This is a genomic window from Corynebacterium sp. LaCa54 (genome assembly GCF_046717495.1).
Lineage (GTDB): Bacteria > Actinomycetota > Actinomycetes > Mycobacteriales > Mycobacteriaceae > Corynebacterium > Corynebacterium kefirresidentii.
Window position 1 is genome coordinate 1,017,634 of the sequence record NZ_CP177115.1, and the last position, 22,309, is coordinate 1,039,942.

Sequence of the window (22,309 nt, forward strand, 5' to 3'; positions counted from 1 at the left end):
TACCTTAGTAGCTAGCCCCGACACGAGGGATAGCTACACTTGAGCAGCGTGACTAATCCAGTTGATCTGCACCGTGAATGGAATGACCTTGCGCAGGAAGTGCGCCGCCACCGCAACCTGTACTACAACGGTGAGCCGGCTATTCCCGACGCCGACTTTGATGCCCTCTTCCAACGCCTTCTTGCACTCGAAGAAGAACATCCTGAGCTTGCCGTGCCTGATTCACCTACCCAGCAGGTGGGTGCTGCACCGAGCGCCGGTGAGGATATTGAACACCTTGAGCGCATGATGAGCTTGGACAATGTCTTTAGCGCTGGCGAGATGCAGGATTGGCTCGATAGAACCCCAGCAAAGACTTATCTGACTGAGCTCAAGATTGATGGCTTGTCTATCGATTTGGTCTATCGCAATGGGCGCCTGACTACCGCCGCGACCCGTGGCGATGGCACAGTGGGCGAAGACATCACTGCTAATGCACGCGTGATTGAAGACATTCCGCATGAGCTCAAGGGGACAGATGAATACCCGGTCCCAGAGCTGATCGAGATTCGCGGCGAAGTCTATATGCGCCCCGAGGATTTTGAAGAGATCAATGAGGAGCGCGCGGCCGATGGCAAGGAAAAGTTTGCTAACCCGCGCAATGCCGCGGCCGGTGGACTGCGCATGAAGGATCGCGCCGAGGTGAAAAAGCGCCGCCTGAAAATGGTGTGTCACGGGCTAGGCGCGCGCGAGGGATTTTCACCCACTTCCCAACATGATGCTTATAAGGCAATTGCGGCTTGGGGGCTGCCCGTTTCCCCATATACCAAGCAGGTTTACTCGGCTGAGCAGGTCCAGGACGAGGTGGCACATTGGGCAGAACACCGCCACGATGCCATCTTTGAGATGGATGGACTCGTCGTCAAGGTAGATGATTTGGGCTCGCAGCGCGCACTGGGTGCGACTTCCCGCGCCCCGCGCTGGGCCATTGCCTATAAGTATCCACCGGAAGAGGTGACTACAAAGCTTAAGGGCATTGAGGTGGGTGTTGGGCGTACCGGGCGAGTGACCCCGTTTGCCATTATGGAGCCGGTCTTTGTCTCCGGTTCCACAGTGTCCATGGCTACCTTGCATAATCAGTCCGAGGTAAAGCGCAAGGGTGTGCTTATCGGGGATACCGTCATCATTCGCAAGGCGGGCGAGATTATCCCGGAGGTGCTCGGACCAGTGCGCGAGCAGCGCGATGGTAGCGAGTATGAGTGGGCATTCCCGGAGAACTGTCCGGCATGCGGCACGAAGTTGGCCCCACAAAAAGACGGCGACGCGGATTGGCGGTGCCCCAATACCCAATCGTGCCCAGCACAGCTTTCCGCGCGCTTGGAGTATTTGGCCTCGCGCAAGGCACTGGACATTGAGGCCCTGGGCGAGAAGGGGGCAATGGACTTAATTGAAAATGGTATTCTCGTCGACGAATCAGAGCTTTTCGAGCTCACCGAGGAAAAGCTCCTAGCCTCGGACGTCTACACGGCGAAGAAGGATACAAAGGACAAGCGCACCAAAAAAGAAGGAAATGTCAAGGTCAATACGGCCGGACAGAACTTGTTAAAGAATCTGGATGAGGTCAAAGGCCGTGACTTCTGGCGCGTCCTGGTCGCGCTGTCTATTCGTCACGTGGGACCAATTGCCGCTCGGGCGCTGGCCTCCCGCTATGGATCCATGGAAAAGCTACGCGCAGCCAAAACGGAGGAGCTGGCAGAAGTCGATGGCGTGGGTATGACCATCGCACAATCTTTCCATGATTGGTTCGAAGTGGACTGGCACCGCACTATCGTGGACAAATGGGCTGCCGCAGGGGTGGCTATGGAGGTAGCGGTGGAAGACCACAAGGAGCAGACTCTAGAGGGTCTGACCATCGTGGTGACCGGCAGCTTGGAGAACTTCACCCGTGATTCCGCGAAAGAAGCTATTGTTTCTCGTGGCGGAAAGGCTACCGGTTCGGTCTCGAAGAAGACCTCCTATCTCGTGGCTGGCGAAAACGCCGGTTCGAAGGAGGATAAAGCCCGTGAGCTGGAAATCCCGATTCTCAATGAAGCGGAATTCCAGCAGCTACTAGAAACAGGTGAAGCCTAAATCGGTCCGGCTACTTGAGGAAGCTGCCCAAGATAGTGCCGATGTGACCTAGGTGCTCCACCTCGGAGGCTAGGTAGTCAGGGCCGCCGGTGCGGCCCATGGCTATAACTAGGCCGGTATCGCCGAGCGGGGCGGCGGCCAGGGCGGAATCGAGAAGCGACCAACTCTCCGGGAGCCATTCATCGCGCTCGGGGCTGAGCACGCGGGCGCTTTCCACCTCAATATCGTGAGGTACGGTTCCATCATCTTCGGGGGCGGCATTGGAAGAAGCTACGCGGTGGATGGGCTCGTTATTGTCGATGACGATGCACCAGGTGGAGGTTAGAGCCCTTGGGATCGCGGCTACTACCTCTTCCATAGCGGCAGTGACATTCGTGGCATGGGCAACTCGTGCAAGGAGCTCGATTTGCCCGCGGCGGTCTACGCGGCCGCTGAATGGGCGGATGGAGTCGACCTCCACGCCCTCGACAGAGGAGGCGGCGGTAATGAGGACATCGGCCATGGTGCCTTGCGGCAACTCAATGACAATGTCATCCATGACCGTTCCATCGGGAAAGTTTTCTACGATATCGACCGATTGGATATTGCCATCGACGAGTCCAAAGGCGTCGGCAAGCTGGCCCAAGCTGCCAGGAGCATCGGGGAGCAGTACGCGGATCAAAAAGGACATGGTCTTGCACGCTTTCGGTAGTTTGTAGTCCCAGACATGATACGTGCGTCACAATGCGGGCTTCAAGCAACGCAAATTTGGGGTGACGCGGCAACCGTCGTGGTCGGTGCAGTACCATGGGTCGTTAGCAATTCACATAGTACATGCTGTCGGTGAATATTTTTCACCCGCGTGTCAATTATGCAGAAAAAGGATGGAGTTCGCGTGTCTGAGATTTCGCGTGATGAGGTAGCCCACCTCGCCAAGCTTTCCCGCCTAGCCCTGAGTGAGGAAGAGCTAGCCCAGTTCGCAACGCAGATTGATGAAATTGTTGATTCGGTTTCCGCGGTGGGAAACGTTGATACCGAGGGCGTGGAGCCGATGAGCCACCCGCACTCCGTGGACGCCCCGATGCGCGAGGACGTTATTGTGCGCACCCTTACTGCAGAACAGGCCTTGGACCAAGCACCGGCCGTAGAAGAAGAGCGCTTCGTTGTGCCACAGATTCTGGGAGGAGAATAAATGTCTAACCTGACCGTTCCCGCGGAGGGCCTGACCTCCCTGACTGCTGCCGAGCTGGCGGAGAAGATTCACGCCCGTGAAATTACTTCCCGCGAGGTAACCCAGGCATTCCTAGACCGTATTGCGGCAACCAACGAGGAGCTCAACTCCTTCCTACACGTGGGCGCGGAAGAAGCCCTCGCGGCTGCCGACGCCGTGGATAAGGCACTCGATGCCGGCGAAGAGCCTGCTTCCGGTCTGGCCGGCGTGCCGCTGGCTCTGAAGGACTTGCTGGTTACCACCGATGCGCCGACAACCGCCGCTTCCAAGATGCTGGAGGGATACGTTTCTCCCTATGACGCCACCGTGACCAAGCGCCTGCGCGAGGCTGGAATCCCCATCCTGGGCAAGACCAACCTGGATGAGTTTGCTATGGGTTCTTCCAATGAGAACTCTGCTTTTGGCCCAGCGCATAACCCTTATGACACGGAGCGCACCCCGGGTGGCTCCGGCGGTGGCACCGCTGCCGCACTCGCCTCTGGTCAGGCGCCGCTTGGCATTGGTACCGATACCGGCGGTTCCATCCGCCAGCCAGCTGCGCTGACCAATACCGTAGGCGTAAAGCCGACCTACGGCACCGTGTCTCGCTACGGTCTTATCGCTGCTGCCTCGTCCCTCGACCAAGCGGGCCCGTGCGGCCGCACTGTCCTCGATACCGCGCTCCTGCACGAGGTCATCGCTGGCCACGATGCTTTCGATGCCACTTCCGTTGATAAGCCGGTAGCGCCGGTTGTCGCCGCTGCACGCGAGGGTGCTAAGGGTGACCTCTCTGGCATCAAGGTCGGCCTGATTAAGCAATTTGAGCGCGATGGCTGGCAGGAAGGCGTGATGGAGAACTACCATGCCGCCGTTGAGCAGTTGCGCGAGCAAGGTGCGGAGATTGTCGAGGTAGATTGCCCGCACTTCGATGACGCACTGGCTGCGTACTACCTGATCATGCCGTGCGAGGTGTCCTCTAACCTGGCGCGTTTCGATGGCATGCGCTACGGCCTGCGCGCCGGCGATGACGGCTCCCACTCCGCCGAGCAGGTTATGTCCCAGTCCCGTGCAGAAGGCTTTGGCCCAGAGGTCAAGCGCCGCATCATGCTGGGTACTTATGCACTGTCCGTGGGCTACTACGATGCCTACTATCTGCAGGCGCAGCGCGTGCGTACGCTCATTGCCCAGGACTTTGCTCGCGCCTTCGAGCAGGTTGACGTACTTGTTTCCCCGACCACCCCGACTACCGCGTTCAAGCTGGGGGAGAAGGCCGAGGATCCGATGGCAATGTACAACTTTGACCTGTGCACTCTGCCGCTGAACCTGGCTGGCCTGTGCGGCATGTCTGTGCCATCCGGTATGGCAAGCGATACCAATTTGCCCACCGGTCTGCAGATCATGGCGCCAGCCTTCCAAGATGACCGCCTGTACAAGGTCGGCGCTGCCTATGAAGCTGGCCGCAATAAATAAGCCACTTCCTGTGGGGTCCCTGGCGATTCCATAAAGGTTTATCTACCCCCGTTGATTTTATATTCGGCGGGGGTAAAATTATTGGGTATGCATTTCAAGAAGACCGCAATTTTTTCGCTGTCCGCCGCTGCACTCATGGGCGTGGGCGTTGCCAATGCCGCGCAGGTGCCCTCCATCGATCCGGGGTTCAGCATGACCGCGCCGACCAACTCTGGGCTTATTGCCCCGCTGCCGAAGGGCGCGGAGAAGCTGGAGCCTCACATCGAGGGTCAGACCATCACTGGAACTCTCCACTCCATTAAGGAAGAAGGAAAGTTTAGCGTCGAATTTGCCAAGGACCACTCCTTGGTGATGAATGATGGCTGCAATACTTACACCACCACCTACAAGGTGGCTGCGGATGGCACCATCAGCGTCGGCGAGTTTAACTCCACCCGCGCGGCGTGCGATGAGCATACGCAGCAGCTTTCCGACGCCCTGCTCGGCCTCCTTGAGTCCAAGCCTTCCTTCTTTAACCTCCCTGGCGGCACCGTCGCCTTGGGTAGCAAGGAAGCTGCGGCCGAGTTTAGTGTTTCCAAGTAAAAACTCGCAGCACACTAAAACTAAAAATGCGCACCATGTCCTCGGGCATGGTGCGCATTTTGTGTGTGTGGGGGGGATTACTTGGCGTCGGAAAGCGCATAGGCTGCGCCCGCCGAGGCCGCGGTCACGCTAAGGACGGCTGGCCAGGCGCCAATCTTCTTCGCCAACGGGTGGGAGGCGCCGAATGCGCCCACGTAGAGTGCGCACAGGCCAGCAGTGGTAGCCGGAGTGGTTTTCTTTGCCCAAGAGCGACCTGCCCACACGCCAGCGGCGGCGAGGATAACGCCGCCGAGCGGGCGGATTCCGGTTTCGCGGGCGGTCACCCACCCGCCGATAAGGCCGAGGGTGACAGTAGTGGCGGTAGAAACGTCTTGGGGCTTTTTGATATCAATCATGGACATGCGGCCAGTCTAGGCCGATAATTCTGGCCCCGCTAGACTTTATGGCTATGACTGTGGAGACGCACTTGCCGCCTGAGCGCCAAGCATGGCGCGCCATGTTTGCACTGTCCCTCGGATTCTTTGTGTCTCTTCTGGACCAATCCATGGTGGCGGTCGCGCTGCCGAACCTGCAACGCGATCTTGGCGCGGGTGTGAACCAGGCCATGTGGGTATCCGCGTCTTATTTATTGGCCGCAGTGGTACCGCTGCTCTTCGCCGGCCGCCTAGGCGACGTCTTGGGCCAACGCCGGATGTTTTGTCTGGGCGTGGCTATCTTTGGCGTCGGTGCGATTGTTTGTGCCATAGCTCCCCAAGTAGAAGTACTCATTGCCGCGCGTGCCGTGCAAGGCGTTGGGGCATCTCTCCAGATGCCGCAAAGTATGTCCGTCATCAACCGAATCTTCGCACGTGAGCGCCGTGGGCGCGCGCTGGGTGTGTGGGGCGTCATCGGCTCGATTGCAGCACTTGTCGGTCCACTCGCCGGAGGCTTCTTAGTGGGGAACTTCGGTTGGCAGGCCGCCTTTTGGGTACACATTCCTTTCGTGGGGCTGGCCATCGTGCTGGCGCTGTTGTGGGTGCCCGAGTTGCCTACTACCGCGCAGTCTATCGATGCGCCATCGGCCGTCGTTTCTCTGATCGCGTTGGCGGCGATTGTCTTTGGCATCCAACAGGGACCAGTACTGGGGTGGGGCTGGACCATTTGGCTTATTCTGCTCGCCGGAGCAATCGCTAGCGCAGGGTTTATTCGATTGCAGGCTACCGCCGATGCCCGCGGGGCGAGCCCGCTGGTGCCGCTGACGCTCTTTCGCGATCGCAACTACCTTGCCGGCTCGGTGGGCATCATTGCTATGGGGTTTATGGCGGCTGCGGTGATGCTACCCATCATGTTGTGGCTGCAGGCCATGCAGGGCATTCCAGCAGGCGAGGCCGGCATTATCGTGGCGCCAATGGCTCTGGTTTCTCTACTGATATCTCCGCTCGCGGGAGTTATGGCGGATTATGTGAATCCGCGAATTCTTGGGGTGGTGGGATTTTCCCTCCTTATTCTTTCGCTGCTTGCGGCATGGTGGGTGATGCATGTAGACGCCCTGCCGTGGGTGCTCGGGCTGCCCATTGCAGGCCTTGGCGTGGGGCAGTCCTTCATCTGGGGTTCCAACGCAGCGACCACCCTGCGCGATGTGCCGCCGGTCCTCATGGGTGCTGCTTCTGGCGTGTATAACACCTCCCGCCAAGTGGGATCCGTAGTGGGCGTCGCCTTAGTGTCTGCCGTTATGCAAACAGGTGACCCAGCAGTGGCACTTATTAATTCGCTCCTTGTCATCGTGCTTGCGCTGGTGGTGGGCTTGGTTTCTGCTCTCTGCTTTCGGGACACCCTGCAGGGCTAAAAGTAGCGCGCTAGATTGGTAGGTATGCGTCTAGGTGTTTTAACGTCCGGTGGCGATTGCCCCGGCCTCAATGCTGTAATTCGTGCGGTTGTGCGTACCGCATCCAATGAATTTGGAGATACCGTCGTAGGTTATGAAGATGGTTGGGTGGGACTGATGGAGGACCGCCGCCGCGATCTCTATGATGATGCAGAAATCGACCGCATTTTGTTGCGCGGTGGCACCATCCTAGGCACTGGCCGCCTGCATCCGGATAAGTTCAAGGCGGGTCTTGATCAGATTAAATCCAATATGGCCGATGCCGAGGTGGATGCCCTCATTGCCATCGGAGGAGAGGGCACCCTCAAGGGGGCAAAGTGGCTATCTGATAATGGGGTGCCGGTAGTAGGTGTTCCAAAGACCATTGACAACGACGTAAATGCCACCGACTACACCTTTGGTTTTGATACCGCAGTATCTGTAGCTACCGATGCTATTGACCGCTTACATACCACCGCGGAATCCCATAACCGTATTCTGATTGTGGAGGTTATGGGCCGCCATGTGGGGTGGATTGCCTTGCACGCGGGCATGGCCGGTGGCGCGCACTACACGGTGGTGCCCGAGGAGCCTTTCGATATCGCAGAAATCACCAAGGCGATGGAGCGCCGCTTCCAAATGGGTGAAAAATACGGCATCATCTGCGTTGCAGAAGGCGCCCTCCCAAAGGAGGGGACGATGGACTTTGAAGCCGGCGGCGTGGATCAGTTTGGTCACCAGACTTTCAACGGTATTGGTCAGGTCATTGGCGATGAGATCAAGGCGCGCACTGGATATGACGTGCGAACGACGGTGTTGGGACACATCCAGCGCGGCGGTACACCGACTGCCTATGATCGCGTTCTGGCAACTCGATACGGCGTGCACGCAGCCCGTGCTACCCATGAGGGCAAGTCAGGTATGTGTGTAGCTCTCCATGGCGAGGATATTGATCTAGTTCCGTTGGAGGAGGCCGTGGGAACCCTTAAGACAGTGCCGGAATCGCGTTACCGCAATGCACAAGCGCTCTTTGGGTAGAGACCGCGCACATTTCGAATATTAGGATAGCGCTCCCACTGCGTGGGAGCGTATTCTTTTGTCCATGAGTATCGATAGTATGACAGATAATCGGATTGTGGCGGCTACCGGGCCCTCCGCAGCTCAAGACCGCCAAGCATTTATCGCAGCGCTAGGCTTTCCCGTGCTTGTGATTATCGGTGGAGTGATTGGATACTTCGCACCGAATACCGCAGCCTCCTTTGCTCCGCAGGTCACCCCGCTGCTGGGCATCGTCATGTTCGGGATGGGACTTACCCTCAAGCCAGTGGACTTTGCCTTGGTGGCCCGCCGGCCGCTTCCCGTGCTCATCGGAGTAGTTGCGCAGTTTGTCATCATGCCGCTGGTGGCATTGGCGGTGGTAGCAATCATGGACCTCCCAGAAGCGGTAGCGGCCGGGGTCATTCTTGTAGGCTGCGCTCCCGGTGGAACGAGCTCTAATGTGGTGTCTTATTTAGCGCGTGGTGATGTAGCCCTGTCGGTGACCATGACCTCGATTTCCACCCTATTGGCACCGGTGCTTACCCCGTTGCTGACCTTGTGGCTGGTAGGGGAGTATATGCCGGTTTCCGCTTCGTCTATGGCATGGTCCATTGTGAAGGTGGTGCTCATTCCTGTCGTCGCCGGCATCCTCATGGGCATGCTGGTTCCACGTGTAGTGGCAAAGATTAACTCGGCATTGCCTTGGATTTCGGTTGCGGCGATTTCCGCTATTGTGTGCATCGTGGTGGGCGGAGCGCACGACACCATCGCTAGCGCCGGTGCGCTGGTCTTTGCTGCCGTGATCATCCACAACGGGTGTGGCTACGGTCTGGGCTACCTAGCCGGATTGATAACCAAGCAGCCAGTCGCCGCTCGGCGCACGATGGCCGTCGAGGTGGGCATGCAAAACTCCGGATTGGCCACCTCCTTGGCATCGACGTATATGAACCCATTGGCTGCTCTGCCAGGAGCCGTCTTTTCCGTGTGGCACAACCTTTCCGGTGCGGTGCTGGCTGCCATCTGCCGCTATGTGGATTCCCGTAGGCAGGAGAGTACTAGCTAGAAACTAATCGTGACCGCTGGGAGAGACTCGTCTACAAACCAGGGTTCTTCCTGTGCGGTCAGGGGCGGCTGACCTTCTTCGAAGCTTAAGGTGTCGCCGTCCTTGACGGTGGCGCCTTGGAGAACGTGGTCTGCGATATTAGCCAGCTTGTAATAGAGATCGGTGGGATCCATCGATTCGGTGGCCGCCTGGACTTCGGGGTGACCTGCTTGGACTAGCCCCACGGTATAACCCAGAATCTTGTTTCCCTTTTGGGTGAGCCATACTGGCGCAATGTGCATCGGGGCAAGGTTGTCCCGAACGGCCTCGAGGAACGTATTCGGAGCGATAGATACGTTTCCTCTGGGATTGTGGACGATGAGGCATTCTGGGTGATCAGCTACCACAGCGGTGGCTTTGGAGAGCAGCTCTAGGTGCTCGCGGCGAGCCTCACGAAACTGCTTGGCACGGTTCTCCTCTGCATCCCGGGGAAGTACGGAGACGAGGATTTGTGCGGTGGCAGAATCGAGACCGCGTGCGTCCGCGCTCAAAATGGGGTGGAGACCATAACTATCGCGGGTGGGAGGGGTGTCGATGGCTTGGTAGTGCAATAAGAATGAATCATCGAGCTCGGCCATGAGGCTACCGGGATTCTTGCCCGGAGTGATGTCTCCCAAGCGATCGCCAAAAGTGGTGGTCAGACGCTCGCTTACCTCCTCGGGTGTGGGGGCAGTGCGAAAGACTGCGATGTTGATCAAAGGGGCATCGATAAGCTGAGCATCAACGCTATGTGGTGTAGTCATAATATTCAGCTTAGGGGCGTGAGCGCGCGGGTGCATGGACGTATTAAGATGGCACGCATGACTGCTGCGATGTATGACCTGATGGACTTTGATGAGGTCCTAGAAAAGTTCGAGCCGGTAATGGGCATGGAAGTCCACGTAGAGCTGGATACGGAAACCAAGATGTTTTCTACCTCTCCTACGAACTTCAACGCAGCGCCTAACTCCAACGTTGACCCGGTCTCACTGGGTCTGCCCGGTGCGCTGCCGGTAGTAAATTCCAAGGGCGTGGAGGGCGCCATCAAGATTGGCTTGGCGCTTAATTGCTCCATTGCCGAGTCCTCTCGCTTTGCCCGCAAGAATTATTTTTACCCGGACCAGCCAAAGAACTACCAGATTTCCCAGTATGACGAGCCGATTGCCTACGACGGCTACCTGGACGTAGTGCTGGAGGACGGCACCGAGTGGCGGGTGGAAATTGAGCGCGCGCACATGGAGGAAGACACCGGCAAGCTGACCCACTTGGGCGGCGTGGACGGCCGTATTCACGGTGCTACGGCTTCCTTGGTGGATTGCAACCGTGCGGGCATTCCTCTCATTGAGATTGTCACCAAGCCGATCGTCGGCGCCGGCGAGCGTGCACCGGAGGTGGCTAAGGCCTATGTTTCCGCTCTGCGTGAGCTTGTGGCAGCCCTAGGCGTTTCCGATGCCCGTATGGATCAGGGCTCGATGCGTGTGGACTCCAACCTGTCTCTGCGCCCAGTGGGGCAGGAAGAATTCGGCACCCGTACCGAGACCAAGAACATCAACTCCCTGCGTTCTGTGGAACAGGCGGTTCGCTTCGAGATGCAGCGCCAGGCACAGGTACTTGAAGATGGCGGCACCATCGATCAGGAAACCCGCCACTACCAAGAGACCGACGGCACTACCTCCAAGGGGCGTCCGAAGGAGACCGCGGAGGATTACCGTTACTTCAATGACCCGGATCTTCCACCGGTCATCGCCCCACGCGAGTGGGTAGAAGAACTGCGCCAGACCCTTCCGGAGCTGCCATGGGTTCGCCGTGCGCGCATTCAGGAAGAGTGGGGCATCAAGGATGAAGAGATGCGCGACTTGGTCAACGCCGGCGCACTCGACCTCATCGTGGATACCGTTGAGGCCGGCGCGAAGCCGGACGAGGCGCGCTCTTGGTGGGTTTCCTATCTAGCAGGCAAGGCCAACGAGAAGGAAACCGACCTTGCAGGTTTGTCCATTACCCCGCAGCAGGTGGCGCGCGTTATCGCGCTCGTCAATGAAGGGAAGCTGACTACCAAGCTGGCGCGTAAGGCGGTAGATGGCGTGTTGGCGGGCGAAGGCGACGTCGACGAGGTCGTCGAAAAGCGCGGCTTGGAGGTCGTGCGTGACGATGGAGCCATTGAAAAGGCCGTGGATGATGCGCTGGCAGCTAACCCGGACATCGTGGAGAAGTACCGTGCCGGCAATAAGAAAGTAACCGGTGCCATTGTGGGTGCGGTCATGAAGGCCACCCAGGGTAAGGCCGATCCTGGTCAGGTCAATAAGCTCATCGCAGAGAAGCTGAACTAAGCACCACGTTAAGCCAGCCGCGCTCGCACTTCCTCGAACTGGACGCGTGGCTGGCTTTTTTGTGCCCTCATTTCCTGTCAAAATTGGTGATTATTTTCGTTAGGCGAGGTCAGTAGGGGTGGGCGTAGGGTTGTGGGCATGTCAATCAAGAGCAAAGTTTTGCAAAAGGAAAGCCCTGACGCACCCTTTAAGGTCGTAGAAATCGAGCGCCGCGATCCGCGCGAGGATGACGTAGTTATTGATATCAAAGCTGCGGGCATTTGCCACTCCGATATCCACACCATTCAAAACGAGTGGGGCGAAGCCCACTTCCCACTGACGGTGGGCCATGAAATCGCTGGTGTTGTAGAAGCCGTGGGCGATAAGGTCACTAAGTTCAAGGTGGGCGACCGCGTTGGCGTGGGATGCTTAGTAAATTCCTGTGGCGAGTGCGAGCAATGCCGCAATGGACAGGAGCAGAACTGCCTAAACGGCAATGTAGGAACCTATAACTCCGAGGACGTGGACGGCACCATTACCCAAGGTGGCTACGCTCAGAAGGTAGTCGTCAACGAAGGATTTGTATGCACCATCCCAGAGGGCATCGATTTTGACGAAGCGGCCCCGCTGCTGTGCGCGGGAATTACCACCTATTCGCCGCTGGCACGCTGGCAGGTCAAGGAAGGTGACAAGGTCGCTGTAGTGGGCTTAGGCGGATTGGGCCACATGGGTGTCCAAATCGCGGCGGCAAAGGGTGCGGAAGTGACCGTGATTTCCCGCTCCTTGCGCAAGGAGAAGGAGGCCTACGAGCTTGGTGCGAAGCACATTTTGGCCACCGGTGAAGACGAGGACTTCTTTGCCAACCACCGCGGCGAATTCGATGTCATCCTGTCCACCATTTCTGCCCAGTACTCTCTCGATGATTACCTGCAGCTGCTCAAGCCGCGCGGCATCATGTCCGTGGTAGGGCTGCCACCAGAGGAGCTGGGAATCCATATGGGCAGCCTCGTCGGCGGCGGTAAGGTGCTGACGGGCAATAATATCGGCGGTATCGCTGAGACCCAGGAGATGCTGGACTTTTGTGCCGAGTACGGCATTGGTGCCGTCATTGAGAAGATCGGCGTCAACGATGTCGATGCTGCCTATGAGCGCGTGGTAGCCGGGGACGTGAAATTCCGCTTTGTGATTGATACCGCGACCTTCGAAGACTAAGGCGTTTGGTTGATTTCGCTGAATCCCCATATGTGATTTAGCACAACATCGGTATGCATCAGTAGGTGTTTGGCGGGTCACTTACGTACCATTCCTTAAGGAACGCATATCGGTGTTGCGTAGCCCACGTGCTGGGGAGCGGGGGACAAAGGGGCCGCGCGCACCAGTATGCGAGAGATATTCGCTACAAAAGTTAGGCAACTGTGTCTTCTAAAAACATTATCGCCATTGCAATGTCCTTCGTGGGCTTGTTGGTCGGCGCAGGCTTTGCCACGGGACAAGAGGTGGTGCAGTACTTCACTGCCTTTGGCACCTGGGGCATTCCTGGCATCATTATCGCCGCACTCGTCATGACCCTCGCGGGTACAGTGTTCTTGCAGCTGGGAAGCTATTTCCACGCCTCGGAACACAATACTGTTTTCCGCAATGTCACCCACCCGATCGTCTCCAAATTGCTGGATGTGGCGGTCATCATCACCCTCTTTGCTATTGGTTTTGTGATGCTGGCCGGTGCCGGCTCTAACATGGAGCAGCAATTTGGCTGGAAGACGTGGATTGGTTCCACGCTCATGCTGGTCTTGGTCTTGCTCGTCGGCATGCTCGACGTGGATAAGGTTTCCAAGGTTATCGGTACGGTCACACCGTCCATCATCATTGCGGTCATTGGCGTAGCCATCTACACCGGACTCAATATGCCGGATGACATTGGGGCGGCCCTAGACGCTTCGAGTCAGATCGATACTCCGATTGGCAACTGGCTGATTTCCGCACTGAACTACAACGGCCTTGCTCTGATGCTAGCCGTATCTATGTCCCTGGTTATCGGCGGCGATAATATTAGCCCGCGCGAGGCCGGCTGGGGCGGCGTCGTGGGCGGCATTATCTACTCCGTCATGATGGGTCTTGCCGGTTTCTCTTTGCTGATGAACTCGGATAAGGCACAAGGCTCCGATATTCCGATGTTGTCTCTGGTCGATGACGTCAATCCCACATTGGGCGCTGTCATGGCGGTCATCATTTACTTGATGATCTTCAATACCGCCATCGGCATGTTCTACGCGCTGGGTAAGCGCTTGTCTGCCGGCCATGAGAAGCGCTACCCGGTCATCTTCGTCATCGGCTGCTTGGCTGGTTTCGCTGTTTCCTTTGCCGGCTTTAAGACCTTGATGAACTACATCTACCCAATCATTGGCTACATGGGAATCCTCATGGTCGCCATCTTGGTTTTTGCGTGGTTCCGTAGCCAGTCCCAGATCCAGGACGAGGCAGTGCGTCGCGAGCGCGTACGTGCCCTCATGCACCTGAAGCTGCACCCGGACAAGGAATATGACGCCGAGCGCTACGACGATGAAATTGGCCAGCACATCGAGGACTCCAATATGGATAACGAGGCCCTCTACGATGAGCTGGTGGAGGAAGTCACCGAGAAACTCGACGGTGATGATGATGTGGACTTTGACAAGGAAAAGTACGAAGAAAAGCGCCACGATTACTCCTACTACACCGAGCGCGATGCGGTAGAAACCGACCGCACCCCGGAGGAGATTGAAAAGTGGGTCGAAGAAACCGGTGCATCCGGCGACCCTGAGGAAGATGAGGAGCGTCCGCAGGCTGACAAACCGAAGAATTAAGCGGACAATGGGTGCCATGAGTTTCTATGCACCCGCACCTGACCGTTATGATTCGATGGAGTACCGCCGAGTAGGTAACTCTGGTCTGAAGTTGCCGGCCATTTCCCTTGGCCTATGGCAGAACTTCGGTGACGATCGTCCCCTGGCCACGCAGCGCGAGATTTTGCGCGCGGCGTATGACCGGGGGATTACTCATTTCGATTTGGCCAATAACTATGGTCCGGAACCTGGCGCCGCCGAAGCTAACTTCGGCCGCATCTTCGCCCGCGATTTTCGTCCCTTCCGTGATGAAATGATCATCTCTTCCAAGGCTGGCTGGGTGATGAATGATTCCCCTTATGGCTTTGGTGGCTCCCGCAAGTACCTGGTGAGTTCCTTGGACGCGTCTCTCGAGCGCATGGGCTTGGATTACGTGGATATCTTCTATCACCACCGCCCGGATCCAGATACCCCGCTGGAAGAAACCCTTTATGCACTGCGCGATATCGTAGCTTCCGGCAAGGCCCTCTACGTGGGCATTTCCTCCTACGGGCCAGAGCTTACCGCGGAGGCCGTGGAATTTATGGAAGAGGAAGGCTGCCCATTGCTGATTCACCAGCCAAGTTATTCCATTCTCAACCGCTGGATTGAGCGTCCGGGCGAAGATGGCGAGTCGTTGCTTGACGTCACCGGGCGTAGCGGATTGGGAGTTATCGGTTTCGGGCCACTGGCACAAGGAATGCTGACCGATCGCTATATCGATGGCATTCCCGCCGATTCCCGCGCGGCACAAGATAAGACCTTGGAAAAGGGCTGGCTCAACGAGGAGAACCTGTCCATGATTCGCGCCCTCAACGATATTGCGCGTAAGCGTGGGCAGTCTTTGGCTCAGATGGCTATTTCGTGGGTATTGCGCGACCAAGGCGATCGCACGCTAACCTCGGCTCTTTTGGGCGCTTCTTCGGTGGAGCAGCTCGAGCATAACCTAGGGGCACTGGACAATCTCGACTTCAGTGCAGAGGAGCTGGGCGCGATTGACGACGTCGCCCATGACGCCGGAATCAACCGGTGGGCCGGTGCGACCGCGTCGCGCGTTCGCGGCAATTAGGCGGCCCTTTGAACCCGGCCCCTAGAGCAGGAGCAACTTGAGCGTTAGGCCAATCATGATGACGCCGATACCGAAGTTGATCCAGCGCCATACCGTGGGTCGGGACAACACATGGGAAAAACGTGCGGCGCCAAAGCCGATGAAGGGGAACCAGGTGAAGCTGGCGCAGATAGCACCCACGGCGAAAAGCCAGCGCCCTGATTCGCCGTATTGGTTGGCGATGCTGCCAAGCATGACAACCACGTCTACGTAGGCGCCTGGGTTCAGCCACGTTAAGGCCAGGGCGGTCAATAGTGGTTTAACCCAGGAGGGGGAGCGCTTTATCTCCACCCGAGTTTTAGTCTTCGTCGTGCTGCGTGAGGTGGAACCATCGAAGGTGGCTACTTCCTGCGGGACCTTAGGCTGTGTGGATTCGACCTCAATGGCCTCACCCTTGGTCTTCAACGCATCGCGGAAGCAGGTAAAAGTAAAATAGGCCAGGTAAGTCGCGCCAACGTATTTCAGGACTTGCAGGGCGTTGGGAAACTTTTCTACCAGGTAGCCCACGCCGGCTGTGCCGGAGGTAATCAGGATGACGTCGGAAAGCGCGCAGACGGCAATGATGAGGCCAATATGGTCGCGGCGGATGCCGAATTTAAGCAGCATGGCATTTTGCGGGCCGACGGCCACGATGAGCGATAATCCCAGAAAGAAACCAGCAAGCACGATGGACATGCCTTCTAGTGTGAATTCTTAGGCTGGATTAGTCCAGTTAATGCTTCTTCAGTTGGTTTAGAATAGCTTCATGAACCCGGTGCACCTAGAAACCTTGCTTGCGATCGTGGACGAAGGCAGCTTCGATGTTGCCGCGGCCGTGCTCGGTATATCGCCGTCTGCGGTGAGCCAGCGTATCAAGGCCTTGGAGTCGAGCACCGGACGAGTACTCCTTCGCCGTGCCACCCCGGTAACCGCCACGGAAGCGGGCGAGATCCTTGTTCAGTCCGCGCGCCGCATGGCGTTAGTGCAGGCAGAAACGGATGCCCGCCTAGGCCATCGCCTGGCCCGGGTCCCGCTGTCTGTCGCAGTAAATTCGGATTCTTTGGCGACGTGGTTTAGGAGGGTTCTAAGCGATACCGCGCGGCGGGGCGACGTCGCCTTGCGCATCCGGATTGAGGATGAAGCACGCACCTTAGCCATGTTGCGGCGTGGCGATGTGCTGGGCGCAGTAACGAGGGAGGCCACACCAGTTTCGGGTTGCGAGTCTAGCTTTTTGGGCACTATGCGCTACTTTCCAGTCGCGGCGCCGCATATTGCAGATAGCTTTCATAGCGGTCGGCTAACCTGGGAAACCATGCCTTTGGTGGGATATGGTCCCAACGATCAGGTATTGGATGATGCCATGCGCGAGCGCTTCATTGATTCGGCCGTGGTGCGTGCCCGGGTGTCGCAGATTCCCTCTTCCGAGGGCTACCTCGAGGCGGTTCGCGTCGGCCTAGGGTGGGGATTGCTGCCCCAAGCCCAGGCACTGCCGCTTTTGGAGGCGAAAGAGCTGGTGCTTCTCGACGGCTCCCCGCTCGATATCGACCTCTATTGGCAGCGTTGGCGTTTGGAATCGGAGGTTTTGGGTGAGCTCACGCGTTCGGTGATTGAGGCCGCAAGCGGCTTGGAAGCACTCTAGCCAGTTTGCTGCAACGGCGCGCCGTGGCGGGTACCACAAAAGCGCAGGCCCGTGCCTTAAATTGGAGCTATGAGCGATAAACAGCCGGATAAAGCCACACCGTTAGATGAAGACATGGGCGTGCCTACCTACAACGCCAAGCCCGCGAGCAAAGATTCCGTTTCCAGCGAGAAGAACTCGAAGCCTGGCCTCTTCGAGCGCGCCGGCCGCGCTGAGCCGCAGGAGATCAAGCCTTCCCAGGCGCGGCAAGACCACCCTGAAACTGAGGTAATGTCCTACTCCAGCGCGAACGAAGCCGCGCGTCAGCAAAGCGGCGCCAGCGAGGAAACTGTAGCGTTTGCGCAACCGGAGTCGGCCACGCCGGTTAGTGCCGAGGAAGAATCGGCACTTGCTACTGCCGACGCCCCTGAAGAAGGTGCCGCCAGCGCAGAAACCGCAGAGGAGCGCGAGGCCCGCCTGCAGGCGGAACAGGAAGAAAAAGAAGGCTACCACCGCTATGGGCGCCGCGGCACTATCGACTTTGGTCTGCTATTCATTCGCATCGCACTGAGCGCCTACCTAATCATTGCCGGTGCAAAAACCTTCTTCGAGCTCGGCGATAGCCAGGGCTTGTCCGGTCTAGAGGGTGATTTTGCCAACTATGCTTGGGATACCGCGCTGTCGATTGCGGTTCCGACCATGCAGCTTATCGCTGGTGTATTCCTGTTGCTGGGACTCATTACGCCTCTGGCTGCCATGCTGGGCTTGGTAGTGACCGGCTTTAGCGCTGTCCACGAGCTAGCGCAGACCGATGCCGGTTTGGACGTCTTTAGCTGGCCAGATTCCGTCTGGCTTTCTTTGGTCCTCTTCGTTATCGCTGTGGGACTGCAGTTTACTGGCCCGGGCTTTATTTCCCTAGACTTCAAGCGCTCCTGGGCACGCCGCCCGCTGGGCACCTCCTGGGTCTTTGTGCTTATCGGCGTAGCGATTCTCGTAGCACTGTGGTTCTTCGGTGCGGGAGTTAATCCGCTGAGCTAATCGCCAAAAGATTATCCGTCGCGCACGCGGCGGATTTTCTTTTACCCCTTGCTTTCCGGGAGGGAAAGTATGATACTTTCTAAAGTGGAAAACAACGAAATTCGAGGGTGAAAGGGATAGAGACGATGGAAGACAGCGTGCACGAGGCACTGGCATTTAATGAAGAAATGGAGCAAGACCAGAGCGCAGGGCGGAAGACCGCGCTTAATGCATTGTTTGCTGCGGCGTTAGCAGGACTGTGGTTTGGCCTGAGCCAATTTGGGGAAGGTATGCCGCTATGGTTATCTCTCGGAGTCATAATTGCCTGCGTGGGTGTAGGCCTTTGGGTAGGCGCTAAAAAGCGTGACGTACGTGCAGGCTATAGACAAAATCCCTTTGACCAGCCGCAGCCGGATAAGAAATACTATTTCGGATTTTTTCTAATATTTGCCCCTACGTTTTTCCAGACCTTTCTCGAAGGGCACATGGTGATTGCGGCCATCGTATTCACGCTGTGGGGCGTGGGCGTGTTTTGGGCTCTCAATTCGGGAGCAATGGATATGTCCACGCGTGGCCATGAAGACGGCAAGCAGGCGAGTGGTGATGAGTGAGCTTGATCCAGTAATTCACCCGCTCAACCGGTTTAAGATTTGTGCGGTACTTAATGCTGCCGGGGCAGTGGAAGGCGCCATTAATAAAGAGATGCGCTTCGCGGCGATCCGGGACAAGGTGAATCAGTCCGATGCCACGCTGTCTAAGCAGCTAAGCGCACTGGAAAAAGAGGGGTATGTCAGTCGCTTTCGTGAGTATGGATCCTCACGTGGCAAGGACACGGTATGGGTGATGCTCACAACTAAAGGTAAGGCCGCATTCGATTCGCACCTTGCAGCGCTTAAGACGCTAGCGGGACAGGAGTAGCGGTATTCGCGTTCCGGTTATTGCGCTGGGATGCATAGAAAGCGGCTGCGAAAAGTGCGACGGTCAGTATGGTTAGCCACACGAAGTCATCCACCCAGAACTTCTGGTAGCGCTCCATGGCGTGGACATCGACTTGGTCGCCCCACCACCATTTGGGTGGAACAGTCAGAAGCATGCCTGCCCAGGCAACGAGAACGGTAAGAAGGCTGCCCGCGGCCCATCCCGTAGAAAGCCAGCTCCAGGCGCGGTAAAGAAAGACTGGGATGATGAGCGTGAGCCAGACCCAGTGGTGTGACCAGGAAACGGGGGAGATGAGCAGGAGGGTAAGGGCGGTGACCAATTGGGCGTCGACAAGCAAATGCTCCTCGCACAGGCGCTTAATAAGCCACGCCGCGAATGCAATGACCACGAGGGAGGCGGCGATCCACGCGATGTTGATGGCCAGACCATTAGCGTCCATGGCCTCGGAAGAAGAATACATGCGCTGAATGGCGCCCTTGATAGAGCTATTGGACTGGTAATCAGTCCCCACGCCGAAGTCGCCGCCAGAGCCCATATCGAGCAATTTGGAACTGAAGAACTCCACGAACGCGTCCCAGCGGAAGGCTGCGGCAAGGAGGGTGGCCGCAACAGCGGAAAGGAGCGCTGTGGCAATCTGCTTCCACTCCTTGCGCACGAGGAAATAAAGCAGCATGGCCAGAGGGGTTATTTTGATGGCGGCCGCCAGACCGATCAGGATTCCTTGCGGTAGGAAGCGCCGGCGCGGAACGAGGTCGAGGACAACGAGCGTCATGACCACGATATTGATTTGGGCAAAGCCGTTATTGAGGTCAACCGGCTCAAAGCGCAATACAATTGCCCAAGTAATGGTGGTGACGGGCAGGAGGAACTCTGGCTTTTTCAGCACTGCCTTGAATACAAGGTAGAGGCATAGGAGCACGAGAAGATCAGAGAGGACGACCACGATGTCGCCTGCCATGTCGTGGTCAATACCGTCGAAGGCCGTCAAGGGGACCATGACCAACGCGCCAAAGGGTGGATAAATGAAGGGCAATTGAATATCGCCAGCCAGCATGGGTTCGCTGTAGACAGAGCGGTGTTCAAGGAAGGCCTTGACGCCTTCGCGGTAGACCACCATATCGATGGGGAAGTCCGTAATGTGGATATCTTGGACGATTTTCCGAGCGCCAAAAATGAGCCCCAGTAAGGCCAGGGCATAGCGGAATAACGGGGTACGCGCGAATTTCATCGCAGGATATCTTATGCGATTTGCAGGCAAAAGGCGCGCACCCCACCGAAGCACAGCAATTTAGCAGCTATCTCCTGCTAATTCACATAACCGTCAACCACGCGAACCGCGCCGCGGTCAGCTGAGGTTGCCATTGCCGCATATGCACGCAGTGCCTTAGTGATCGGGCGGTTGCGGCTTACTGGGGTCCAAGGGGATTCGCGCTGTTCTTGGGCGGCGCGGCGGCGCTCCAGTACTTCCTCATCCACGTCTAGGGTGAGCTCGCGCTCGTGGATATTAATGGAGATGGTGTCGCCGTTTTCGATGAGACCGATCATTCCCTGGTGGGCTGCCTCGGGGGAGATGTGTCCGATAGATAGGCCGGAAGTACCGCCGGAGAAGCGGCCGTCGGTAATCAAGGCACATGCCTTGCCCAACCCGGCGCCCTTGAGGAAGGAAGTCGGGTGGAGCATCTCTTGCATGCCAGGCCCACCGGCCGGGCCTTCATAGCGGATGACCACGACATCGCCCGGCTGAACCTCCTTATTGAGGATGATAGATACCGCTTCTTCCTGGGATTCCACGACTCGTGCAGGGCCGGAGAAGGTCCACAGCTCCTCTTCGACGCCCGCTGCCTTGACGATGGCCCCGTCGGGAGCGAGGTTGCCGCGCAGTACAACGAGGCCACCATCGGAAGAAAAGGCATGCTCGGCGTCGTGGATGCAGCCATTGGCGGCGTCGGTATCGAGCTCGTCCCAGCGGTTGGATTGGGAGAAGGGCTCCGTGGTGCGCACGCCGCCGGGGGCGGCGTAGTAGAGTTCGCGGGCCTCCTCGGTGGCGTGAGGGTTGCGGATATCCCAGTCATCGAGCCACTGTTCAGCGTTGTCATATAGCGCTGTATGTACTTTGAGATTGAGGTGCCCGGCGCGGCGAAGCTCGCCCAAGATGGCGGGAATGCCGCCGGCGCGGTGAACATCTTCAATGTGGTAGGTCCCGTTGGGCGCTACCTTGGACAGGCAGGGTACGCGGTAGGAGATGTCGTTGATGTCATCCAGCGTGAAGTCCACCTCGCCTTCCTGCGCGGCCGCCAAGGTGTGCAGGATGGTATTGGTGGAGCCACCCATGGCCATGTCTAGGGCCATGGCGTTAGTGAAAGCTTCCTTGGTAGCGATGTTGCGCGGAAGGACCGATTCGTCTTCTTCGCCGTAATAGCGACGGCACATTTCGACGATGGTGGTGCCGGCCCTTTCGAATAGGCCGCGGCGGGCCGTGTGGGTGGCCAAGGTGGTACCGTTGCCGGGCAGCGCTAGGCCGAGGGCTTCGGTCAGGCAGTTCATAGAGTTGGCGGTAAACATGCCGGAGCAGGAACCACAGGTGGGGCAGGCAGATGCTTCGACCTGAGTCAGTCCTTCATCCGAGACCTCATCATTGGCGGAGGCCGTAATCGCCGTAATGAGGTCGGTTGGGGCGTGGGCTACGCCGTCTACAACGACCGCCTTTCCTGCCTCCATTGGCCCACCGGAGACAAAGATGGTGGGGATATTTAACCGCAGGGCAGCATTGAGCATGCCGGGGGTGATTTTATCGCAGTTGGAGATGCATACCAGGGCGTCGGCAGTGTGGGCATTGGCCATGTACTCGATGGAATCGGAGATGATTTCGCGGGAGGGAAGCGAGTACAGCATGCCGCTATGGCCCATGGCAATGCCATCATCGACTGCGATGGTGTTGAATTCCTTGGGCACTCCGCCGGCCTCCCGTACGGCATCGGCGACAATATCGCCGACGTTTTTGAGGTGCACGTGGCCGGGGACGAATTGGGTATAGGAGTTGGCGATGGCCACGATCGGTTTACCAAAGTCATTTTCCTTGGTGCCGGTTGCGCGCCACAGGGCCCGGGCGCCAGAGGTCTGGCGGCCGACGGTAGTTACTTTTGAGCGCAGCGGGAACATGGTTTAAAGT

General features: G+C 57.7%; 21 protein-coding genes. 15 read left to right on the plus strand and 6 right to left on the minus strand.

The window, feature by feature from the left end; translation table 11 throughout:
- Positions 1-39: 39 nt before the first annotated feature.
- A complete protein-coding gene (gene ligA / locus ACLI1M_RS05075) occupies positions 40-2,109 on the plus strand; it encodes an NAD-dependent DNA ligase LigA (protein ID WP_282439148.1) in 2,070 nt (689 codons plus the stop codon).
- Positions 2,110-2,119: 10 nt separating this feature from the next.
- Here the strand turns inward: ligA and ACLI1M_RS05080 are convergent, their stop codons facing one another.
- The gene (locus ACLI1M_RS05080) at positions 2,120-2,779 is read right to left on the minus strand and encodes an amino acid-binding ACT domain protein (protein ID WP_200287669.1); all 660 of its coding nucleotides are present in this window, start codon (positions 2,777-2,779) and stop codon (positions 2,120-2,122) included.
- A gap of 204 nt (positions 2,780-2,983) precedes the next feature.
- On the opposite strand from ACLI1M_RS05080, the gene gatC reads away from it, so the two are divergent.
- The 3 genes from gatC (at position 2,984) to ACLI1M_RS05095 (ending at position 5,350) form a co-directional block, all read left to right on the plus strand.
- The gene (gene gatC / locus ACLI1M_RS05085) at positions 2,984-3,280 is read left to right on the plus strand and encodes an Asp-tRNA(Asn)/Glu-tRNA(Gln) amidotransferase subunit GatC (protein ID WP_034656449.1); all 297 of its coding nucleotides are present in this window, start codon (positions 2,984-2,986) and stop codon (positions 3,278-3,280) included.
- On the plus strand, positions 3,281-4,768 hold the full coding sequence (gene gatA / locus ACLI1M_RS05090; RefSeq protein ID WP_200287668.1) for an Asp-tRNA(Asn)/Glu-tRNA(Gln) amidotransferase subunit GatA: 1,488 nt from the start codon (positions 3,281-3,283) through the stop codon (positions 4,766-4,768).
- 87 nt (positions 4,769-4,855) lie between these two features.
- Entirely contained in the window at positions 4,856-5,350 is a 495-nt protein-coding gene (locus ACLI1M_RS05095; protein WP_200287667.1) for an META domain-containing protein, read from the plus strand.
- A 77-nt stretch (positions 5,351-5,427) separates the two neighbouring features.
- On the opposite strand, the gene ACLI1M_RS05100 is transcribed toward ACLI1M_RS05095, so the two are convergent.
- Entirely contained in the window at positions 5,428-5,751 is a 324-nt protein-coding gene (locus tag ACLI1M_RS05100) for a hypothetical protein (RefSeq protein WP_005323344.1), read from the minus strand.
- A gap of 47 nt (positions 5,752-5,798) precedes the next feature.
- Between ACLI1M_RS05100 and ACLI1M_RS05105 the strand changes: the two genes are divergently transcribed.
- From ACLI1M_RS05105 to ACLI1M_RS05115, 3 genes are all read left to right on the plus strand, one after another.
- The gene (locus tag ACLI1M_RS05105; protein ID WP_200287666.1) at positions 5,799-7,175 is read left to right on the plus strand and encodes an MFS transporter; all 1,377 of its coding nucleotides are present in this window, start codon (positions 5,799-5,801) and stop codon (positions 7,173-7,175) included.
- 24 nt (positions 7,176-7,199) lie between these two features.
- Entirely contained in the window at positions 7,200-8,231 is a 1,032-nt protein-coding gene (locus tag ACLI1M_RS05110) for an ATP-dependent 6-phosphofructokinase (protein WP_023021719.1), read from the plus strand.
- Between the two features lie 64 nt (positions 8,232-8,295).
- Positions 8,296-9,294 (plus strand): bile acid:sodium symporter family protein, encoded by a 999-nt coding sequence (locus tag ACLI1M_RS05115; RefSeq protein WP_248098903.1) that lies wholly within the window; start codon positions 8,296-8,298, stop codon positions 9,292-9,294.
- Here ACLI1M_RS05115 and ACLI1M_RS05120 read toward each other — a convergent pair.
- Positions 9,291-10,076 carry a DUF4261 domain-containing protein gene (locus ACLI1M_RS05120; RefSeq protein ID WP_200287664.1) on the minus strand — a complete coding sequence of 262 codons (786 nt, stop codon included), beginning with the start codon at positions 10,074-10,076 and terminating at the stop codon, positions 9,291-9,293. The two genes, ACLI1M_RS05115 and ACLI1M_RS05120, sit on opposite strands and share 4 nt — an antisense overlap.
- A 57-nt stretch (positions 10,077-10,133) precedes the next feature.
- Between ACLI1M_RS05120 and gatB the strand changes: the two genes are divergently transcribed.
- The 4 genes from gatB to ACLI1M_RS05140 all read left to right on the plus strand — a co-directional run bounded on the left by gatB (position 10,134) and on the right by ACLI1M_RS05140 (position 15,548).
- The gene (gene gatB / locus ACLI1M_RS05125; protein WP_234288100.1) at positions 10,134-11,639 is read left to right on the plus strand and encodes an Asp-tRNA(Asn)/Glu-tRNA(Gln) amidotransferase subunit GatB; all 1,506 of its coding nucleotides are present in this window, start codon (positions 10,134-10,136) and stop codon (positions 11,637-11,639) included.
- A 138-nt stretch (positions 11,640-11,777) separates the two neighbouring features.
- Positions 11,778-12,830 carry an NAD(P)-dependent alcohol dehydrogenase gene (locus ACLI1M_RS05130; protein WP_411706708.1) on the plus strand — a complete coding sequence of 351 codons (1,053 nt, stop codon included), beginning with the start codon at positions 11,778-11,780 and terminating at the stop codon, positions 12,828-12,830.
- Between the two features lie 203 nt (positions 12,831-13,033).
- Positions 13,034-14,461 carry a hypothetical protein gene (locus ACLI1M_RS05135; protein WP_200287659.1) on the plus strand — a complete coding sequence of 476 codons (1,428 nt, stop codon included), beginning with the start codon at positions 13,034-13,036 and terminating at the stop codon, positions 14,459-14,461.
- A gap of 16 nt (positions 14,462-14,477) precedes the next feature.
- Complete coding sequence (locus ACLI1M_RS05140; protein ID WP_374048526.1) at positions 14,478-15,548, plus strand: aldo/keto reductase; 1,071 nt, start codon at positions 14,478-14,480, stop codon at positions 15,546-15,548.
- A gap of 21 nt (positions 15,549-15,569) precedes the next feature.
- On the opposite strand, the gene ACLI1M_RS05145 is transcribed toward ACLI1M_RS05140, so the two are convergent.
- Positions 15,570-16,262 carry a LysE/ArgO family amino acid transporter gene (locus ACLI1M_RS05145; RefSeq protein ID WP_200287655.1) on the minus strand — a complete coding sequence of 231 codons (693 nt, stop codon included), beginning with the start codon at positions 16,260-16,262 and terminating at the stop codon, positions 15,570-15,572.
- Between the two features lie 70 nt (positions 16,263-16,332).
- Between ACLI1M_RS05145 and ACLI1M_RS05150 the strand changes: the two genes are divergently transcribed.
- The 4 genes from ACLI1M_RS05150 to ACLI1M_RS05165 all read left to right on the plus strand — a co-directional run bounded on the left by ACLI1M_RS05150 (position 16,333) and on the right by ACLI1M_RS05165 (position 19,119).
- On the plus strand, positions 16,333-17,205 hold the full coding sequence (locus tag ACLI1M_RS05150) for a LysR family transcriptional regulator ArgP (RefSeq protein ID WP_200287653.1): 873 nt from the start codon (positions 16,333-16,335) through the stop codon (positions 17,203-17,205).
- Positions 17,206-17,274: 69 nt separating this feature from the next.
- Complete coding sequence (locus tag ACLI1M_RS05155; RefSeq protein WP_248098897.1) at positions 17,275-18,222, plus strand: DoxX family membrane protein; 948 nt, start codon at positions 17,275-17,277, stop codon at positions 18,220-18,222.
- A 125-nt stretch (positions 18,223-18,347) separates the two neighbouring features.
- Positions 18,348-18,812 carry a hypothetical protein gene (locus ACLI1M_RS05160; RefSeq protein ID WP_248098895.1) on the plus strand — a complete coding sequence of 155 codons (465 nt, stop codon included), beginning with the start codon at positions 18,348-18,350 and terminating at the stop codon, positions 18,810-18,812.
- Positions 18,805-19,119, plus strand: a complete 315-nt coding sequence (locus ACLI1M_RS05165) for a transcriptional regulator (RefSeq protein WP_200287647.1) — start codon at positions 18,805-18,807, stop codon at positions 19,117-19,119. The genes ACLI1M_RS05160 and ACLI1M_RS05165 overlap by 8 nt, the downstream gene beginning before the upstream one ends.
- Here ACLI1M_RS05165 and ACLI1M_RS05170 read toward each other — a convergent pair.
- Together ACLI1M_RS05170 and ilvD are read right to left on the minus strand one after the other, a co-directional pair.
- The gene (locus ACLI1M_RS05170) at positions 19,094-20,368 is read right to left on the minus strand and encodes a glycosyltransferase family 87 protein (RefSeq protein ID WP_248098893.1); all 1,275 of its coding nucleotides are present in this window, start codon (positions 20,366-20,368) and stop codon (positions 19,094-19,096) included. The genes ACLI1M_RS05165 and ACLI1M_RS05170 overlap by 26 nt on opposite strands.
- 77 nt (positions 20,369-20,445) lie before the next feature.
- Entirely contained in the window at positions 20,446-22,299 is a 1,854-nt protein-coding gene (ilvD, locus tag ACLI1M_RS05175) for a dihydroxy-acid dehydratase (RefSeq protein WP_248098891.1), read from the minus strand.
- Positions 22,300-22,309 lie beyond the last annotated feature (10 nt).

What these genes read in the sequence shown, in the direction of transcription:
- ACLI1M_RS05080 (WP_200287669.1), bottom strand. Translation starts at nt 2,779, where the DNA reads ATGTCCTTTTTGATCCGCGTACTGCTCCCCGATGCTCCTGGCAGCTTG.
- gatA (WP_200287668.1), top strand. Translation starts at nt 3,281, where the DNA reads ATGTCTAACCTGACCGTTCCCGCGGAGGGCCTGACCTCCCTGACTGCT.
- ACLI1M_RS05095 (WP_200287667.1), top strand. Translation starts at nt 4,856, where the DNA reads ATGCATTTCAAGAAGACCGCAATTTTTTCGCTGTCCGCCGCTGCACTC.
- ACLI1M_RS05100 (WP_005323344.1), bottom strand. Translation starts at nt 5,751, where the DNA reads ATGTCCATGATTGATATCAAAAAGCCCCAAGACGTTTCTACCGCCACT.
- ACLI1M_RS05105 (WP_200287666.1), top strand. Translation starts at nt 5,799, where the DNA reads ATGACTGTGGAGACGCACTTGCCGCCTGAGCGCCAAGCATGGCGCGCC.
- ACLI1M_RS05110 (WP_023021719.1), top strand. Translation starts at nt 7,200, where the DNA reads ATGCGTCTAGGTGTTTTAACGTCCGGTGGCGATTGCCCCGGCCTCAAT.
- ACLI1M_RS05115 (WP_248098903.1), top strand. Translation starts at nt 8,296, where the DNA reads ATGAGTATCGATAGTATGACAGATAATCGGATTGTGGCGGCTACCGGG.
- ACLI1M_RS05120 (WP_200287664.1), bottom strand. Translation starts at nt 10,076, where the DNA reads ATGACTACACCACATAGCGTTGATGCTCAGCTTATCGATGCCCCTTTG.
- gatB (WP_234288100.1), top strand. Translation starts at nt 10,134, where the DNA reads ATGACTGCTGCGATGTATGACCTGATGGACTTTGATGAGGTCCTAGAA.
- ACLI1M_RS05130 (WP_411706708.1), top strand. Translation starts at nt 11,778, where the DNA reads ATGTCAATCAAGAGCAAAGTTTTGCAAAAGGAAAGCCCTGACGCACCC.
- ACLI1M_RS05140 (WP_374048526.1), top strand. Translation starts at nt 14,478, where the DNA reads ATGAGTTTCTATGCACCCGCACCTGACCGTTATGATTCGATGGAGTAC.
- ACLI1M_RS05145 (WP_200287655.1), bottom strand. Translation starts at nt 16,262, where the DNA reads ATGTCCATCGTGCTTGCTGGTTTCTTTCTGGGATTATCGCTCATCGTG.
- ACLI1M_RS05150 (WP_200287653.1), top strand. Translation starts at nt 16,333, where the DNA reads ATGAACCCGGTGCACCTAGAAACCTTGCTTGCGATCGTGGACGAAGGC.
- ACLI1M_RS05155 (WP_248098897.1), top strand. Translation starts at nt 17,275, where the DNA reads ATGAGCGATAAACAGCCGGATAAAGCCACACCGTTAGATGAAGACATG.
- ACLI1M_RS05160 (WP_248098895.1), top strand. Translation starts at nt 18,348, where the DNA reads ATGGAAGACAGCGTGCACGAGGCACTGGCATTTAATGAAGAAATGGAG.
- ACLI1M_RS05165 (WP_200287647.1), top strand. Translation starts at nt 18,805, where the DNA reads ATGAGTGAGCTTGATCCAGTAATTCACCCGCTCAACCGGTTTAAGATT.
- ACLI1M_RS05170 (WP_248098893.1), bottom strand. Translation starts at nt 20,368, where the DNA reads ATGAAATTCGCGCGTACCCCGTTATTCCGCTATGCCCTGGCCTTACTG.
- ilvD (WP_248098891.1), bottom strand. Translation starts at nt 22,299, where the DNA reads ATGTTCCCGCTGCGCTCAAAAGTAACTACCGTCGGCCGCCAGACCTCT.